Source organism: Paenibacillus chondroitinus NBRC 15376 (assembly GCF_004000765.1).
GTDB classification, from domain to species: Bacteria; Bacillota; Bacilli; order Paenibacillales; family NBRC-103111; genus Paenibacillus_E; species Paenibacillus_E chondroitinus.
Genome location: NZ_BILW01000011.1, coordinates 89,222 through 105,119, shown reverse-complemented (window position 1 = coordinate 105,119; position 15,898 = coordinate 89,222). Strand labels below are relative to the sequence as shown.

Below are 15,898 nucleotides of genomic sequence, written 5' to 3'. Positions count from 1 at the left end.
ATAAATCAAATGGATACGATCCTAGGAGGCTGAAAGCAATGAAAAAAATTACGATTCCTTACTGGATTTTTACTGCATTAGTGGTGTTATTTATGGGGATGGGCGCAATCGGTGATACTGTAAAAGCAGCGTCTGCAGTAGAACTTTTCAAGCATTTGGGATACCCTGATTATCTGCTTCCCTTTCTTGGAATTGCCAAAATATTAGGTGTCATAGCTATCCTTATTCCCGGGTTTCCTCGAATCAAAGAATGGGCATATGCCGGTTTGATCTTCGATTTAACCGGAGCTGTGTATTCAACCATCGCTGTGGATGGCTTTATGACCGGTTTAGGCTTTCTTCCAGGCTATATTATTATCGCAGGTTCCTATATGTATTATCACAAAAGGCAAAAAGCTGGCATGCTGAGTCAAACGAATCAAGTAAAGCATCTAGAAGAACGTACCGTTTAAGCGTTTAAATAAAAAAGAACGGCTGTGCAAAGCAGCCGTTCTTTTTGTAGTTAAACTCCTAAGCTTTTGCCCCTAATTTCGCTAAATTAGCAAAACTAATCTCTAAGCTTTCGAAAGGATTCCGGTCATAGCAATCGTCCTGCTCAACCGCTGCCCATTCCACGCCAATGTCTTCACAAGCTTGAATAATTCCTTTGAAATTCATATTGCCTTCACCGACCTCGGAGAAACGCTGTTTCCGATCCGGAGTCACAATCATATCTTTAAAATGTACGACCTTCATACGTCCATCCATTTTGCGTATCCACTCCACGGGATCTGCCCCGCCTGCCTGTACCCAGTAAACATCCAATTCGAAATCGACGCTATCAGGATCCGACATTTCAAACAAAATGTCCATGCCTGTCTTCCCCTCATATTTGGCGAACTCAAAATCATGATTGTGATAGATAAATTGCAACCCGGCATCTTTCAACTGTTTGCCAAATTCCGAAGCTTGTTTGGCGAATGTGGCATAACCTTGGCTGTTCTCCCGAAACTCCGGAGGAAGTCCGCCTAAACCGACATATTTGCAATCCCATGCTTGATGCTTCTTAATGACGGCGTCCATATCATTCAACAAGTCATTATAACCGATATGAGTGGCACAGATCGTCAACCCTTCTTGGTCTGCAAGCGCTTTAAATTCTTGAATGTCGATTGGTCCAATACCGGAAGCTTGTACAGCGTTATAACCCAATTGCTTAACTTTTTTCAAGCTTTCGCTAATATCAGCGGGTGTTTTCAGAAAGTTGCGAAGCGTATACAGTTGCGCGGCGATTCTCATTCCTATCACTCCATTCGTCAAATTTGAGTCATTTCATATATAACATAGAATGATGGGTTTGAGCCACACAAAAATTCGATGACATTCCATTTTTCACATGAGAACTGCGTTAGAACTAATAAAGCTGCCGTTTCTAAGCACGGCAGCTTTAGATCTAGAGCTCTACTATTTTAGTAGCAACGTTAAGGCAAAATTCTCGGTCATGCTCCACGAACAGAATCGTCGGTGAATATTCGAGCAGCAAGTCTTCAATTTGCATCCGAGAAATGACATCAATAAAATTAAGCGGTTCATCCCAAATGTGTAAATGTACCTGCTCACTCAGACTTTTTGCAATTAATACTTTTTTCTTTTGTCCGCCGCTATACGATGAAATATCCTTGTCAAACTGAATTCTGGAAAAATCCAGCTTTCTTAAAATGGATTTAAAAAGACTTTCATCAATCCCACATTCGGCAGCATAATCAGATAGATTTCCATGAAGGTGCGATGTGTCTTGCGAAACATAGGATATTTTTAACTGGCTGTCCTTTCGAATGTTGCCTGTATAATTCATATCCTCGCCGCAAATTAGCTTGATGATACTTGATTTTCCAGAGCCATTTTGACCTGAAAGCGCAATACGCTCACCTTGATCAATCGAGAAACTTAGATCTGAGCATACGGTCTTCTCACCGTAATAAATGGAAACATGATCAAGCTCAACCAGCTGATTTTTGTGAAAAGCAAGCTGCGAAATCTCTAAGCTTTCTGAGCTCTCGATATTTTTGAGAAGTTTGGACTTTTCCTGGATGGCCGAATGCTGTCTTTGCTCAATGGCTTTAGATCGTTTCATCATTTTAGCAGCTTTATGGCCAATATAGCCTTTATCTACCTTGGAACCGGAATTTCTTGTTCCGTTTTTTGTTTTTTCCACTTCGTGCGACCAGTTCCCCGTCCTTTTGGCGGAATCTGACAATCGTTTGATGTCTTTTCGAAGTTTTTCGTTCTCTGCCAGCTCGAAGTGATCTTGCCGCGACTTATTTTCCCACCAGCTTGAAAAATTACCTTTTTGAATTTCAATATTGGTCTTATTGATGGATAAAATGTGATCTACACAGTTATCGAGAAAGGATCTGTCATGGGATACCAAGATAAATCCACTTTTCGATTTGAGATAATCGCTAACGAGTTTTCTTGCTTTCATATCCAGATGGTTGGTCGGCTCATCAATTAAAAGAAAACTGTTCTCTTTGATGAACAATGTAGCCAGCAGCACTTTCGTTTGCTCTCCGTTGGATAAGGAGTCAAATGGCCGGTACAAAACATCCTCGGAAACCTTTAACAGTGAAAGCTCGCGCATTAACTGCCAGTGAATATAGTCGGGATAAATGTCACTGATGACATCTATCGTATTGTTGCTTTTGTTCTCAACGGGAAACGGGAAATATTCGAAGGTTACATTAGCGGAAATGTATCCACTGTATTCAAGTTTACCAAGCAGCAGGTTGAGGAACGTTGTTTTCCCTCTTCCGTTTCTTCCTGTAAAGCCTAATTTCCAATCGGTATCGATTTGGAAATTAACGTTTTCGAATATGTTATCGTAACTTCCATCGTAAGCGAACGTCAAGTTTGTAACGTTTATTAATGACATAAACAAATCCTCCTGTATAAAAAATAAAAGCTACAAGAAAGTTACATTCTTGTAGCTCAAATAAATACAGTTAATTAACCCCTGGACGGAGTTAAATAAGGATATCTTGTATCGTTTGAGTGAAAGATAATGTAACTTTCTTGCATACGAAATAAAACATGCGAAAAATCGCTTTAATGTTTTACCGTTAGCAAGAAAACCTACATTATGCTTTCAACTCCACTCCTGAAAATTTAAATAAAGTATAACAAACTCATTTTTAAAAATCAATACAATTAAGCCTGACGATAAGCTGGAGCGCCCATCGGGGATGATCCAGCGCCACCATCTACGCTAATTTCAGCCCCCTGAACAAAGGATGAATCATCAGAAGCCAGGAACAAAGCCACATTGGCGATCTCCACAGGTTCACCCAAACGATTCATAGGAATCTTAGGCGCTAACGCGGCTTCAACTTTTGACAATCCCTCTGGTTGACCCCAGATTGGCGTCCGCGTAGCACCTGGGACAATCGTGTTTACTCGAATACCGCGTGGTGATAATTCAGAAACGAACACTCTGGCCATACTGGTCACTGCACCTTTACTTGCGGCATAAGCAGCATAACCTGGGCTTCCTCCTTTAGCAAGCACGGAGCCGTTTAAGATCACGGAAGCTCCTGTTTTCAGATGAGGCAAAGCAGCTTGAACGGTGAAAAATACGCCAGTCACGTTAACTTGCATAATTTTCTCAAAAAGAGTGAGCTCAGTCCCGCCAACAGGCGTATAACCGGAAATACCCGCATTAGCGAAAACAACATCTAGACGACCGAATGTCTCGATCGCTTTGGATACAGCTTCTTCTGCACTTGTTGGATCAGTCGCATCTGCCTGCACTCCAAGTACGTTAGATACACCAAGCTTCTCAACTGCCGCGTTCAACGCTTCCTGATTACGACCGGTAATAACCACCTTCGCACCTTCGGCCACATATAATTTTGCCGTTTCAAAACCAATTCCGCTGCTTCCACCTGTAATTAAAGCAACTTTCCCATTCAATTTTCCCATCTTGTATCTCTCCTTTAGCGTATGATTTTTTAAGAATGATCGTTCTTGAATTATCAAAAAAAACAGTCACGCTCTGTTTCATTTTTTGAAACAGGATGACGTCGTCCTTACTGAAAGTATCTTAGCATATCGAGAACGATCAGTAAAGAATTATTTTGTAACGATCATTCTCGTATTTCACACTACCCTTCTATTCGCTGAATAATGAACTGAATATGTGGGGAAAACAACTAGTATGAGCAACGTTATAAAAACTTGTTCCGATATTCAGAAGGCGTAGCCCCATACTGCTTCTTAAAGCTCTCTCTGAAATGATCCTGATCTGTGTACCCGATTCTGTCGCAGACTTCATAGATTTTAATGGCTGGATCCTTCAGAAGCCGTGCTGCCTCTTCCATACGAAGACGAATAATGGCATGGTTCATCGTTGCCCCTGTTACTTCTTTAACCAGCAGGTTTAAATATTTTTCGCTTAACCCTACGGCATTCGCTACATCCGATAGTGACAACTCCTTGCGCATATAACCTTCTTTCATATACTGGATCGCCTGTTCAACCAGCTTCTTCTTTTTTAAATTCCCGCTCCATTCCATATGAAGCATGGTTTCAGTCAAATTGGGAAGCGATTCCTTGGCTGCTTTCTCCGCGATGTTTAGCGCGAGACGTTCTTCCCTCTCCTTGCGCAGCACTTCAACCGCATTTGCAAGTACTTTCTCAATGGCATCCGGATCAATTGGTTTCAGCACATAATCTAGCACTTGCAGCTTAATGGCCTGTCTGGCATGCTCAAACTCGTTTAGCCCTGATAAAATGATACAACGAATATCCGGGTTACGGGATTTGATAATCTCAATCAATTCCAATCCATTCATCTTGGGCATGCCGATATCTGTCAAGAGAAGATCCGGTTTCTCGCGATCTAACCAGCCAAGCACCTCTTGCCCATTCTCTACAGCTCCTAGAAGCTGTATATCAAGTGCCTTCCAATGAATCGCACGAACCAAAGTCTCTCGCACGATTCTTACATCTTCCGCGATCAGCAGCTTAAACATTCGAAGCCTCCTTTCTGGCTACAGCTTGTTCTGAACGATAAGGCATAATAACTTCGACGCAGGTGCCCATACCCTCCGCAACTTTTAGATACCGCAAGCCATATTCGTCTCCGACAAACAATTGAATTCTCCTGTGTACATTCATAGTGCCGTACCCGCTTCCTGCTTCGAGTGAAAATTGTTCGTCTCGTACAAAATGCTGCCCAAGCATACGATTCATTTTATCCGCATCACAGCCACGGCCGTTATCTTCGATTCTGATTGCAAGCTCTCCCTGCTCTACTCTGGCAGAAATGAGAATTCGGCAGCCCGTCTTACGTTCAGCAAATCCATGAATGATAGCGTTTTCTGCTAGCGGTTGCAAAATGAGATGAACGACAGATGCAGACCGAAGTTCACTCGGTAGTTGGATTTCAAAGGTCAAATCGTCGATCATCATTTGCTGTATATGAAGATAAGCTTCAACTTGTTTGATCTCATCTTCCAGGGAAATCCAGGTTTGCCCCCGATTCAAGCCGTAGCGAAAGACGTTGGCAAGCGATCGGACAATCTGACTCGTCTCCCGATCTCCTGCCATAATAGCCCTGCAGTTAATTAAATCCAAAGTGTTGTATAGGAAATGAGGATTGATTTGGGCATGTAACAGCTCCAATTGAAGTTGACGGCGTTCTATTTCTTCGGTAAACGACTTCTCGATCAGACTATGAATCGTTACGAGCATAGATGCGAACTTTTGGTTCAGCTCATCAACTTCATAGATCCCTGTTCTTTGCGACGGAAGCGGCACTTTGAACTCCACAACTTCCGGCCGCTGTATGGCTGTTACCAGTTTAGTAATAGGGACAGTGACCCTCACGACGATCCTTCGGAGCCATAACCCCGCTATGAGTAAGGCCGCTGCTGCCGTGGCTGCGCCAATGGCCGAAATGGCAAAAGTGTACCTGCTGAAATGACTGTTGGGAGCTACGGCGAGAAGCTTCCACCCATTCTTCAACGTTTGGAACATGACCCTGTAAGTTTCGCCATCTATTTTCGTTTCAATGGTGCCTTCGGCTCCTTTTAATTGAGAAACATAGGGCAGTTCTCCGGCATTCGATAGAAAGTCGTGGCGCTCGCCATAAATGACACGATTGTTTTGGTCAAGCAGCAGATGAAAGCCCTGATCTAGAGGAGCATTATCGAACACACCTTTAATGCTGCGGGTATCCGCACCGACAATCACCGTACCGATGCTTCGGCCGTCTTTGAGGCTTGCTTTTTTCCTTGCGGAATAAATCATGGCTAGGTTTGAATCCGTCTTTTGACCCCACCAAGCATTCTGTTGTTTCCCGCTGTTCAGACTTTGAAACCATTCTTGATTTTGCAAATCGCTATTTTTATAAATTCCTGTAGTCGGATAAAAATGATCCGGAGCCATCGCATATAGCCCGCTCTCCGGTTCCAATATAACGGATACGACGTACGATTGCTGCGCGATATTACCTGAGCCGAAATCGTTCAGGAGTGACAATAAAGAAAGATTTTGCAAATTCGTCTGTAAGGTGTAGTAATCGTCTGCCGCTTCGTAAGGCTGTTGATAGGTATTCATGAGCAAATTTTCAATGGATTGATTGCTTAAAACAAATGCCGCTACGTTATTCATCGTATCAAATTGATATTCGATATTTCTATAAACGAATTTCATGGATTGCTCAGCCATCTTGACGGAATGGTCGTTCTGCAAACGGATAAGGATGTAACTGGCTGCCGCCGCAAATAGTGCGATGAATGTGACAATCAATGCAAATATCGGAAGACTGAGCCTGGACAATAATCCTGAGTTGCCTTTTTGTTTTCGTATCCGAATAGCCATTCATACCTACCCTTTTTCACCGGTGTTATCGCAGAAGCCCCAGCTGTTCATATTTCCAGAGGGGCTCCAGCCATTCAGTTGCGGTCCGACTATAGCTTAATCATACACCAAATGATCAGTACCGTCCTGCACATGTTGGTTCATGTTCTACATACCTGATTTTTTCTTAAAAGAAGCTTCTAATTCACTAAGGATTTGTGTGCCGCCTTGCGATTTCCATTTCTCCACAAATTCGTCGAACTTTTTCCCGTCCGCACCCATAATAATTTGTGTAAAGACGGAATCCCGCATCGTGTTCAGTTCTACAAGTTTAGCGATTTTCGTAGGTGAATCCAGATAGTTGGAGGCATCCGTAATTTGAAATTTGTTGTTGATGGCTACATCCAAAGCCTGCGATTGTCTAAGCGGCAGCGACTCCAAATATCGAGGCCAGCCTTTCAAACCTGGTGCGAACAGATAGCTTTGAACACCACGGAAATTCCCGTTCTTATCTTGTTGTGTCTTGGGATCAAGTAAATCGGTAACCAACTTCATCTTGCCGTTATCGATTTTGTAGTCTTCCCCTTCTATGCCCCATACGGTTAGCATTTGGTTCTCCAGTGACAAGGAATTTTCGATGATGGACAGAACCTTTTTAGGATCTTTCGTTTTCGCACTGATGGCGTGCATTTGTCCGAATGGCGCTCCAGCCGGCGCTACGGCTTTACCATCCGAACCGACAATGGAGTCCGTCAAAGTCAAATATTTAAGCGGTTGAAAGGACTGATCGGGCAACTTCCCGTCGGTAGCGAGCTTCCCGCTTTTCTTGAGTTCATTGGTTTCCACTTGGGTGTCATAGTCATTCGGTGTTGACCACCAGCCCATCCACGAAAATAGTTTTCCACTGAACAGCTTCGCCCGCAGCTGCTCTTCTTTAATGGTCGCGAATTCTTTATCGATGAGCCCTTCCGCATACATTTTCTGCAAATAAAGCAGGGCATCTTTCATTTTCGGATCAATATCATAATTGCTGAATGTACCGTTCTTCTCAGTAAAATAACCCGGAGTTACGCCAAATGCACCAAAAATATGGTCAAATGAGTTATTGGCATATTTCTGCTGGCCGATTTGCGCCGTATAGCCGCCTAACGGGATAACATCCGGTTTAGCCGCTTTGATTTTTTTGAGCAGGTCGTAATACTCATCTAGTGTTTTGGGTACCTGGGTGCCCGCACTCTCCAAATAATCCTTACGCAGGACTAAATTCCAGCGGTATCCTGCTCCCGGCCCCCCTTGATAAGGAATGCCGTAAATTTTGCCGTTTACTTTGGCCTGCTCGAAAACTTCTTTGGGTACCTCCTTGAGAATATTCGGGGTATCTTTTTCATTAATAAGATTCGTAAGATCGTAAAAAGCGCCTTGTTGGGCATACTTTTGGAAATCATCGGCAAAATCAATCCGCACCACATCGGGAATGTCTCCGCTCGACATCTTCAGATTCAACTTTGTTTTATACTGTTGGACATCGACCATTTCCGGAATGATTTTAATGTTCAGTTTCTTCTCTATGGTGTGCATGATGAGATCTTTCGAAGGATCATAAGGTTTGGATATATCCTGCCCTTTTAGCCATTTCAGTTCATAAGGCGCATCACTTATTGGCACTGCTGATCCAGTGATTCCAGTGGGCGAAGACGTCGCAGCAACCGGATCGACAGCTTTGCTGCATCCTGCAAGCGTTACGCTCCCTGCCAGTATGACTGCAAATGCGCTGTACGACCAAACTTTACCTTGATTTGACATGTTGATATGACCTCCTAGACTTGTCTTCATTATATTTCTAACCCTTCACAGAACCAATCAGCATCCCTTGTTCAAAGTGCTTTTGAATAAACGGGTAAATCAGCATCATTGGCAACGCAACAATCACAATTGCGGCCATTTGGATGCCTATGGTAGGCGGCGGCGTAGCCCCTGCTGCTTCAAGCAGCTCCGGCGGAAGGCTGGAACTGGCAATAATGGTGCGTAATACGAGCTGTACTGGCGCTTTGTGCCAATCTGTGACATACAACATAGCATTGAAGAAATCGTTCCAGTAAACCACCAAATAGAGCAGCCCTATCGTTGCGATAACCGGCTTGGATAACGGCAGAACAATCTGCCATAGAACTCTAAGTTCGGATGCCCCATCTATGGAAGCGGATTCACGCAAGCTTTCGGGGATACCTTCAAAGAAGGATTTCATGATGATCATATTGAAAGCGCTATAAGCCATCACCAAAATTAGCACATAATTTGTGTTCAACAATCCTAACTGTTTAATCGTGATATAGGTGGGAATCATACCCCCTTTAAACAGCATGGTAAAGATGAAATAAAGCATAAAGATTCTGCGCCCGGGCAATTTCTTCTCCGCAAGCGCGTAAGCAGCTGTAGTCGTAAGGAACAAGGCAAGCAGAACGCCTCCTGCCGTATTGCGGATCGTATTGCCATAAGCCGCAAAAATTAGCGATCCTTCCTTCAGCAAATACGCATAGTACTCCAAACTGAACGATGTTGGAAATAAAATCAAACCGTCCTTTTCACTGAAAATGTGATAAGGCGTTATAGATACGGAAATTACATACCAGAAAGGGATGATAATGACGAAGGTAATGATCGTTAGTATTAAATAATTCGTGGCGACAAAAACGTTCTCGCCTTTCGTTTGCTTCATCGGTACTCTTCCCCTTTTATCAGAAAATGCCGGAATCATTGAACCGTTTGGCTATCTGATTGGCGGCAACCATCAATACAAGACCAATTACTCCTTTGATAACGTCTGCTGCAGCGGCAAGGCTTAGATTAAACTGCTCAATTCCAACACGGTAAATGTAAGTATCAAGTATATCTCCGACTTCAAAAACCATCGGATTGTATAAGTTAATGACTTGATCAAGCCCTGCGCTCATGATGTATCCAACCCTAAGGATGAAAATGACGATGATTGTTCCTGTAATTCCTGGCAAGGTAACATGAACAATACGCTGAAACCGTGTCGCACCGTCCATCATGGCCGCTTCATACACCTCCGGGTTAAGTCCGGCAATTGCCGCAATATAGATGATAGCCGCCCAGCCCATTTCCTTCATGGCATCCGTAACAACCAGGATCGTTCGAAAATACGCGGGTTCAACAAGCAGATAAACAGGATCGCCACCAAAAAACGCAACGATTTTATTAATAACTCCAGTTTCCGGCGATAGGAGCAGTGTGATAATCCCTCCATAAACGACCCAGGAAACGAACCTTGGCAAATAAACAGCGGTTTGGAGCGATTTTTTGAACCAGGCAACTCGAACTTCATTTAATGCAAGCGCTAGCAAAATAGGACATAAAAAACCGCTTATCATTTTGTACAAGCTAATGAGCAGTGTGTTCTTGAACGCGTTCAGAAACATCTCCGATTCAAACAGCATCTGAAAATATTTGACACCTGCCCAATGGCTGCCCGAAAAACCCTGTATAGCGTTGTAATCCATAAAAGCAATGCTAACCCCGTAAAGCGGAAGATAATCAAAAATAAGAACCCATAAAAATGCTGGAACTAACAGAACATACAACAACTTATATTTCCAAATCCTCCTTATCTGCTTGTGTAACGGCTTTTCTTTTGCATCTGTGATTCTGGCGGTCACCAGTTCCATTACTATCCCCTCCAGTCCGACCTCTATAACTAACCTTTCTGAGTTAGATTGTTTACATGACTAAGCTTATCGGAAATCAACAAGGTGGAAAACCCGAGCGAAGGACAAAAAAGCAGGGGAAAAGTCTTATTTCGGCCGGGAGTTTCCAAAAAATAAGGGATGAAGCATCGCTAGAACATGCTCCATCCCCTATTTAATCCGGATATGTCTCTTTCAGGAACTGTATCGATTGCTTAATTAACGACCTTAAGACATCTACATGGATGTCATCCACTTTATTAATATAAATACAGGCTTTCCCGGTCGTATGTTTTCCCAAATCCCTCAGGAGTGATTCCCGCTGCGAGTCACCTGTTGCGAAATACAAACAAATTTTGCCTTTCCTTGGCGAAAATCCAACAAACGGCGCATTGCCTTCATGTCCGCTGAAAGTAACGTATCATGAGTCGCTGTGGCTTGTCAAAATCACTCACTTTTATCGTCCGCCAATAAAAAATAACTATAATAATTCCTTCATAGTGCCAAGGAGATTGATCTTGTGTTAATCTGATATTAATTAAAACGAACGGAGGGGTTACGTGTGATAGATTTTATCCGAGTTAGATCTTTGCGCGGCTAATTGAATAGCGCTCAAGATTCTGTCTGTGTACAGAGGACTCAGGATAAGTTTGTCCATTTATACCCCTGATTTGTTGCACCTATCGGTGACCAAGAAGCTCAGTTGTAAGAAGGTGAAGTATCTTCTATTCCAACTGCTGTTTGCTTTCTTGTACTCACAGCGATAGTCAACGTCCTCTCAACCACTGACAACACAAGCCTGTCGCTTGTGTTGTTTCTTTTATTTCCCAATTTGAAAGGATGATGACCTATGGAACAACAGAAAGAGAAAGCGATTATTATCGGTGTCCAACTATGGAACCGATCGGATTTTGCTTATTCGATGGAGGAATTAAGCAACCTGGCTGAAGCCTGTCACATTGATGTGGTTGGCGAGTTATCACAGAAAGTTACGCGTGTAAATCCCTCCCATTACATCGGAACGGGAAAAATTCAAGAGTTAGCCGCTCTATTCAGCGACAAGGACGCATCAGTAGTCATATGTAACGATGAATTAACTCCTTCTCAGATTCGAAATCTGGAATCCTCCCTTGACTGCAAAGTCATTGACAGAACGATCTTGATTCTGGATATTTTCGGAGAGCGCGCTCAAACACGGGAAGCACAGCTGCAAGTTGAAGTCGCGGAGCTCCACTATATGCTTCCCAGACTCGTCGGACTGCGTGAGTCTTTAGGACGCCAAGGTGGCGGAGCAGGCTTAAAAAATCGAGGTTCGGGTGAAACAAAGCTCGAGCTTGACCGCCGTAAAATCGAAGATCGTATCGCAGCTTTACAATCCGAGTTAGAGAAGCTCGTTGGCCGTCGCCAAACACAACGGAAGCAGCGGCGCAAAAATGAGGTGCCGGTTATATGTGTCGTTGGCTATACGAACGCCGGGAAATCAAGTTTGATGAATGCCATGATCGAACAGTACAATCCGCGAGCAGATAAGCAGCATAAACAAGTCTTTACCAAAGACATGTTGTTCGCCACGTTGGAGACCTCTGTTCGCAGCATCACCTTGCCCGACCGTAAAACATTTCTGTTAACAGACACGGTAGGGTTTGTTAGCCAACTTCCCCACCATTTAATTAAAGCATTTCGCTCTACTTTGGAGGAAGTCTCAGAAGCTGATCTGTTAATTCAAGTCGTAGACATCTCTAATCCCGATTACGAGAAGCATATTCAAGTGACCAATGACACGTTGAAAGAGCTGGGTGCAGATCATATTCCCATGATTTTTGCCTACAACAAATCTGATTTGACGGAGCATGCCTATCCTCGAGTAGAAAAGGATCTCGTCTATCTTTCTGCCAGACAGCAAAGCGGCATGGAAGAGCTCACTCAGCTGATTCGCGACCGCATCTTCCAAAATTACATGGCATGCGAAATATTAATCCCCTATGAGCAGGGTCGATTGGTCGCCTATTTCAATGAACATGCCCATATTCAGTCAACGAACTATGAACCGGATGGGACCCGTCTCAAGCTGGAATGCCGCGTATCCGATTATCATCAGTTTCGCGATGATTTTCAGCAACTTTAAGATGTGAGAAAGATACCTTCAACTGAAAATAGAAAAACAGCGCATCTGAAAAGATGCGCTGTTTCGATATAAGGTATAAATCTTAGAATTGCTTTGCAACTTCTTTCGCTTTAACGATTGCATTAGCTTTGATTTCTGCAGCTTTATCAGGTGCAGCAGCCATACCTTCAACGAAGATACCTTCGAAGCTAGGTACGCCAGTGAACATCATGATTTTTTTCAAGTAGCTGTGACCACTCTCGAATCCAACTGCTGGACCTTCCGAGTATACGCCGCCAGATGCTTGAATGTGAAGTGCTTTTTTGTTGTTAAGCAAGCCAACAGGACCTTCAGCTGTATATTTGAACGTTTTACCAGCTGCACAGATCGCATCGATGTAAGCTTTCATAACTGGAGGGAACGAGAAGTTCCACATTGGTGATACATACACGTATTTGTCTGCGGATATGTATTGATCCACAATTTCACCAAGACGCGCGATTTTAGCTTGCTCATCTGCCGTTAGTGCACTGAATTCAGTTCCAGAGCCAAGTTTACCCCAGCCGCTCAATACATCGCCATCGATTTGTGGAATATTAGTTTTGAACAAATCAATATGGATAACTTCGTCACCAGGATTTGCTTCACGGTATGTTTCGATAAATTCTTTACCCACCGCCATGCTATAGGAAGCTTGGTGATCGTTAGGGTTTGCCGTAATATAAAGTACAGTTGCCATGGTTTCACTCTCACATTCTGTAATTTTATTTGTTACAATTTCTATTATAACTTATTTTTAATAAGTTGCAAGCAAAATGTTATTTATCTACTTTCACTGTATAACACTACATAAGTAAGCGTTTTTAATCATACCAAGGATAAACGACTTCGTCGTCCTTTTAGTACGAACGCGTTTGTCAAGGTAGAGCCGAAGCAAAAGTATAAAACTTATACTTTCTTATCTACTGAAAAAAGACTGCGCAAGGCAGCCTTACAAGGTCTAAATGGTAAATGTGTGATGACCAATCGCAATCTTCTTGATTCTGCTTTTACTCCAAGATGCTGTGGCAGTGACCGGATTATAAAAATAGAGAGCTCCTGTTGTTGGATCCGCGCCATTCAAAGCGGCTGCTGCCGCGCGGTAAGCTGTTTCGTTAGGTTTGAGAGCAAATTGACCATCATCAACGGATGAAAATTGGCCAGGTTGATGAATGACTTCCGTGATGGAATCTGGAAATTGTTCGGATTGAACACGATTCAGAATGACGGCTCCAACGGCAACTTGACCCAAGAAGGATTCACCGCGAGCTTCGGAATGAATGATTCGTGCCAGCTCATCCAGCACCGACTGTTTGGGTGAAATCGTTTTTTTTAATTTCGACAATGTCAGTGAGTCGGCTTCACCGTCAACCGTCAAGCCGTAGCTGGCTTGAAATTTCTTAACAGCACTCTTCGTTTGGCTGCCATAGTAACCCGTAATTCCAGCATGAAAGTAGCCAAGTGCACTTAATCTTTCTTGCAGATCCAAAACTTGGTCACTTTGCGTGCCCTGGGATAATGATTGTGCGCTAACCGGAAGCGCCATCCCCATGATACCTAAGGAACAAATGCAGATTAGAGCCTGTACTTTTTTCTTCATGTTTCAAGATAACCTCCTCTTCCTTTTACGCGCTGCATGTGGAAACAACATACAGCATTACAAATTTAGGGGTGTTGATCCGACGCAAGTTGTCGCCATATACGCTCTACAAATAAAGACCAGCTTCCAGCTGTACCTATACACTTCGGGAGGTCATCCCGATAAAGGTCGCAAAAAAAGGACTTGAGGCTTAATCCCCAAGTCCTTACCGTTCGAAATGTATGAAATAACCGCTGCTAATCGCTTATAATTCCTTATTTAACATCATTTCGAGAACTAGTTTATCCATCTCGGACGTTGCCTCATTCCCGATCCGACAGAAGTTCTCGATGGTCTTCTCGGCGTCATTTTCAATGAATCCATTTGTTGAGGAGATGGACTTCCCTCTTGACGCCAGAAGCGCAGATTGTACCGCTGCGCTTGTACAAGTCGCAACTTTCATGGCGCAGCCGCCTTTGGCCCCATCGCACATCATCCCGGTCACATTGCCAAGCATGTTCTGAATTGCAGCCCGGATCTCCGGTTTCCCTCCGCCCAGCAAATAGGTAATCCCGCAGCTGGCGCCCGTACCCGATACGGTCACTCCGCATAACGCGGATAATCGCCCAAACTTCGATTTGATATGAATCGTCACCAAATGGCTTAGAGCAACCGCGCGAATGAGCTGCTCCTCGGAGGCGCCGAGCCTCTCTGCTGCCGCGATGACAGGATTCGTCGCGGCAATCCCTTGATTGCCGCTTCCTGAATTCGCCATGACAGGCATCGTGGAGCCCGCCATACGGGCATCCGAACCTGCTGCTGCGAGCGCCATCGCATGGGAAATGAGATCATCGGATAAAATACCCCGCTGCACGTTTTCTTTTATCGTCTTCCCGACCTCAAGTCCGTACGAATGTGTAAGGCCGTCTAACCCTGCCTTGCGATTCAATTCTATGCTTTGCTTGACCAAACTAAGCTCTCCAAGATCGACGGCATTCACGAAGTCAACAATCGAATCGATCGTGAGCGAGTTCCGATCTTCCTTAGAGCTCTTAAAGCTCGCGTTTGCACAGCCTCCGGTATCCACGATCTTCCCATCGACTTCTATCAACGTGATATTCGTATGATTATCGGTAATGACAACCTTTGCATACCTTTGCTCAGCTTCAATCATAACTTCAATGTATAGTTTGGTTGGTGTATCAGCGAGATGAACCACAGAAATACCTTCATCGACCATTGTCCGAGCTTTGGAAATGGCGACTGGGTCAATATCAGCAAGTACTTCCAATTGTTTCTCCGCATTACCGGCAATCGCCCCTAACGCAGCTACAAAATCGATCCCTGTCTGACCCGTGCCAGGTATGCCGACGGCTAATGCGTTCTTAATGATGCCTGCACTAGCGTAAACTGTAATTTTGTTGATATTACCGCCAACATATGTTCTTGCCTTAGCTGCTGCTAATGCAATCGCAACGGGCTCTGTGCAGCCAAGTGCAACAACAAGTTCATTTCTAAGTATGTGAATGAATGTCTCCGAATTCAAGACGTACCCCCTAGCCCCGAAAGGTACAATGACCTTTTGAATGATGAATAAAATATACTATAACTGCTTCATTTCGTACAACTCAC

General features: G+C 43.8%; 13 protein-coding genes and 1 pseudogene. 2 read left to right on the top strand and 12 right to left on the bottom strand.

From position 1 onward, the window contains the following. Positions 1–38: 38 nt before the first annotated feature. Entirely contained in the window at positions 39–452 is a 414-nt protein-coding gene (locus PCH02S_RS14880) for a DoxX family protein (protein WP_127454286.1), read from the top strand. Positions 453–510: 58 nt separating this feature from the next. Here PCH02S_RS14880 and PCH02S_RS14875 read toward each other — a convergent pair whose 3' ends face one another. The 9 genes and pseudogenes from PCH02S_RS14875 to PCH02S_RS14835 all read right to left on the bottom strand — a co-directional run. Continuing rightward, positions 511–1,278 carry a sugar phosphate isomerase/epimerase family protein gene (locus tag PCH02S_RS14875; RefSeq protein WP_127454284.1) on the bottom strand — a complete coding sequence of 256 codons (768 nt, stop codon included), beginning with the start codon at positions 1,276–1,278 and terminating at the stop codon, positions 511–513. Positions 1,279–1,432: 154 nt separating this feature from the next. Continuing rightward, positions 1,433–2,911 carry an Lsa family ABC-F type ribosomal protection protein gene (locus tag PCH02S_RS14870; RefSeq protein WP_127454282.1) on the bottom strand — a complete coding sequence of 493 codons (1,479 nt, stop codon included), beginning with the start codon at positions 2,909–2,911 and terminating at the stop codon, positions 1,433–1,435. Positions 2,912–3,186: 275 nt separating this feature from the next. Beyond that, complete coding sequence (locus PCH02S_RS14865; protein ID WP_127454280.1) at positions 3,187–3,957, bottom strand: SDR family NAD(P)-dependent oxidoreductase; 771 nt, start codon at positions 3,955–3,957, stop codon at positions 3,187–3,189. A gap of 245 nt (positions 3,958–4,202) precedes the next feature. Next, positions 4,203–5,009, bottom strand: coding sequence for a response regulator transcription factor (locus PCH02S_RS14860; protein WP_127454278.1), 807 nt, complete (start codon positions 5,007–5,009; stop codon positions 4,203–4,205). After that, on the bottom strand, positions 5,002–6,861 hold the full coding sequence (locus tag PCH02S_RS14855) for a sensor histidine kinase (RefSeq protein ID WP_127454276.1): 1,860 nt from the start codon (positions 6,859–6,861) through the stop codon (positions 5,002–5,004). The genes PCH02S_RS14860 and PCH02S_RS14855 overlap by 8 nt, the downstream gene beginning before the upstream one ends. Positions 6,862–7,008: 147 nt before the next feature. Further along, positions 7,009–8,643, bottom strand: a complete 1,635-nt coding sequence (locus PCH02S_RS14850) for an extracellular solute-binding protein (protein ID WP_164819571.1) — start codon at positions 8,641–8,643, stop codon at positions 7,009–7,011. 37 nt (positions 8,644–8,680) lie between these two features. Continuing rightward, positions 8,681–9,556 carry a carbohydrate ABC transporter permease gene (locus PCH02S_RS14845; RefSeq protein ID WP_164819570.1) on the bottom strand — a complete coding sequence of 292 codons (876 nt, stop codon included), beginning with the start codon at positions 9,554–9,556 and terminating at the stop codon, positions 8,681–8,683. A 19-nt stretch (positions 9,557–9,575) separates the two neighbouring features. Then, positions 9,576–10,526: an ABC transporter permease gene (locus PCH02S_RS14840; protein WP_127454271.1), complete on the bottom strand. Its 951-nt coding sequence runs from the start codon at positions 10,524–10,526 to the stop codon at positions 9,576–9,578. Positions 10,527–10,719: 193 nt separating this feature from the next. After that, positions 10,720–10,953 (bottom strand): annotated as a pseudogene (locus PCH02S_RS14835) (DUF1801 domain-containing protein); the annotation flags it as partial. A gap of 441 nt (positions 10,954–11,394) precedes the next feature. On the opposite strand from PCH02S_RS14835, the gene hflX reads away from it, so the two are divergent. Next, positions 11,395–12,669: a GTPase HflX gene (gene hflX / locus PCH02S_RS14830; RefSeq protein WP_127454269.1), complete on the top strand. Its 1,275-nt coding sequence runs from the start codon at positions 11,395–11,397 to the stop codon at positions 12,667–12,669. Positions 12,670–12,751: 82 nt separating this feature from the next. Here the strand turns inward: hflX and PCH02S_RS14825 are convergent, their stop codons facing one another. The 3 genes from PCH02S_RS14825 to PCH02S_RS14815 all read right to left on the bottom strand — a co-directional run bounded on the left by PCH02S_RS14825 (position 12,752) and on the right by PCH02S_RS14815 (position 15,812). After that, on the bottom strand, positions 12,752–13,387 hold the full coding sequence (locus tag PCH02S_RS14825; RefSeq protein ID WP_127454267.1) for an FMN-dependent NADH-azoreductase: 636 nt from the start codon (positions 13,385–13,387) through the stop codon (positions 12,752–12,754). Between the two features lie 261 nt (positions 13,388–13,648). Further along, entirely contained in the window at positions 13,649–14,287 is a 639-nt protein-coding gene (locus PCH02S_RS14820) for a cell wall hydrolase (RefSeq protein ID WP_127454265.1), read from the bottom strand. Positions 14,288–14,531: 244 nt separating this feature from the next. Then, on the bottom strand, positions 14,532–15,812 hold the full coding sequence (locus PCH02S_RS14815) for an L-cysteine desulfidase family protein (protein ID WP_127454263.1): 1,281 nt from the start codon (positions 15,810–15,812) through the stop codon (positions 14,532–14,534). Between the last annotated feature and the right edge of the window lie 86 nt (positions 15,813–15,898).

Bases quoted from the DNA above. Each gene is read 5' to 3' on its own strand.
- PCH02S_RS14870 (WP_127454282.1), bottom strand. From the start codon at position 2,911: ATGTCATTAATAAACGTTACAAACTTGACGTTCGCTTACGATGGAAGT.
- PCH02S_RS14845 (WP_164819570.1), bottom strand. From the start codon at position 9,556: ATGAAGCAAACGAAAGGCGAGAACGTTTTTGTCGCCACGAATTATTTA.
- PCH02S_RS14855 (WP_127454276.1), bottom strand. From the start codon at position 6,861: ATGGCTATTCGGATACGAAAACAAAAAGGCAACTCAGGATTATTGTCC.
- PCH02S_RS14865 (WP_127454280.1), bottom strand. From the start codon at position 3,957: ATGGGAAAATTGAATGGGAAAGTTGCTTTAATTACAGGTGGAAGCAGC.
- PCH02S_RS14875 (WP_127454284.1), bottom strand. From the start codon at position 1,278: ATGAGAATCGCCGCGCAACTGTATACGCTTCGCAACTTTCTGAAAACA.
- PCH02S_RS14820 (WP_127454265.1), bottom strand. From the start codon at position 14,287: ATGAAGAAAAAAGTACAGGCTCTAATCTGCATTTGTTCCTTAGGTATC.
- PCH02S_RS14860 (WP_127454278.1), bottom strand. From the start codon at position 5,009: ATGTTTAAGCTGCTGATCGCGGAAGATGTAAGAATCGTGCGAGAGACT.
- PCH02S_RS14880 (WP_127454286.1), top strand. From the start codon at position 39: ATGAAAAAAATTACGATTCCTTACTGGATTTTTACTGCATTAGTGGTG.
- hflX (WP_127454269.1), top strand. From the start codon at position 11,395: ATGGAACAACAGAAAGAGAAAGCGATTATTATCGGTGTCCAACTATGG.
- PCH02S_RS14825 (WP_127454267.1), bottom strand. From the start codon at position 13,387: ATGGCAACTGTACTTTATATTACGGCAAACCCTAACGATCACCAAGCT.
- PCH02S_RS14850 (WP_164819571.1), bottom strand. From the start codon at position 8,643: ATGTCAAATCAAGGTAAAGTTTGGTCGTACAGCGCATTTGCAGTCATA.
- PCH02S_RS14840 (WP_127454271.1), bottom strand. From the start codon at position 10,526: ATGGAACTGGTGACCGCCAGAATCACAGATGCAAAAGAAAAGCCGTTA.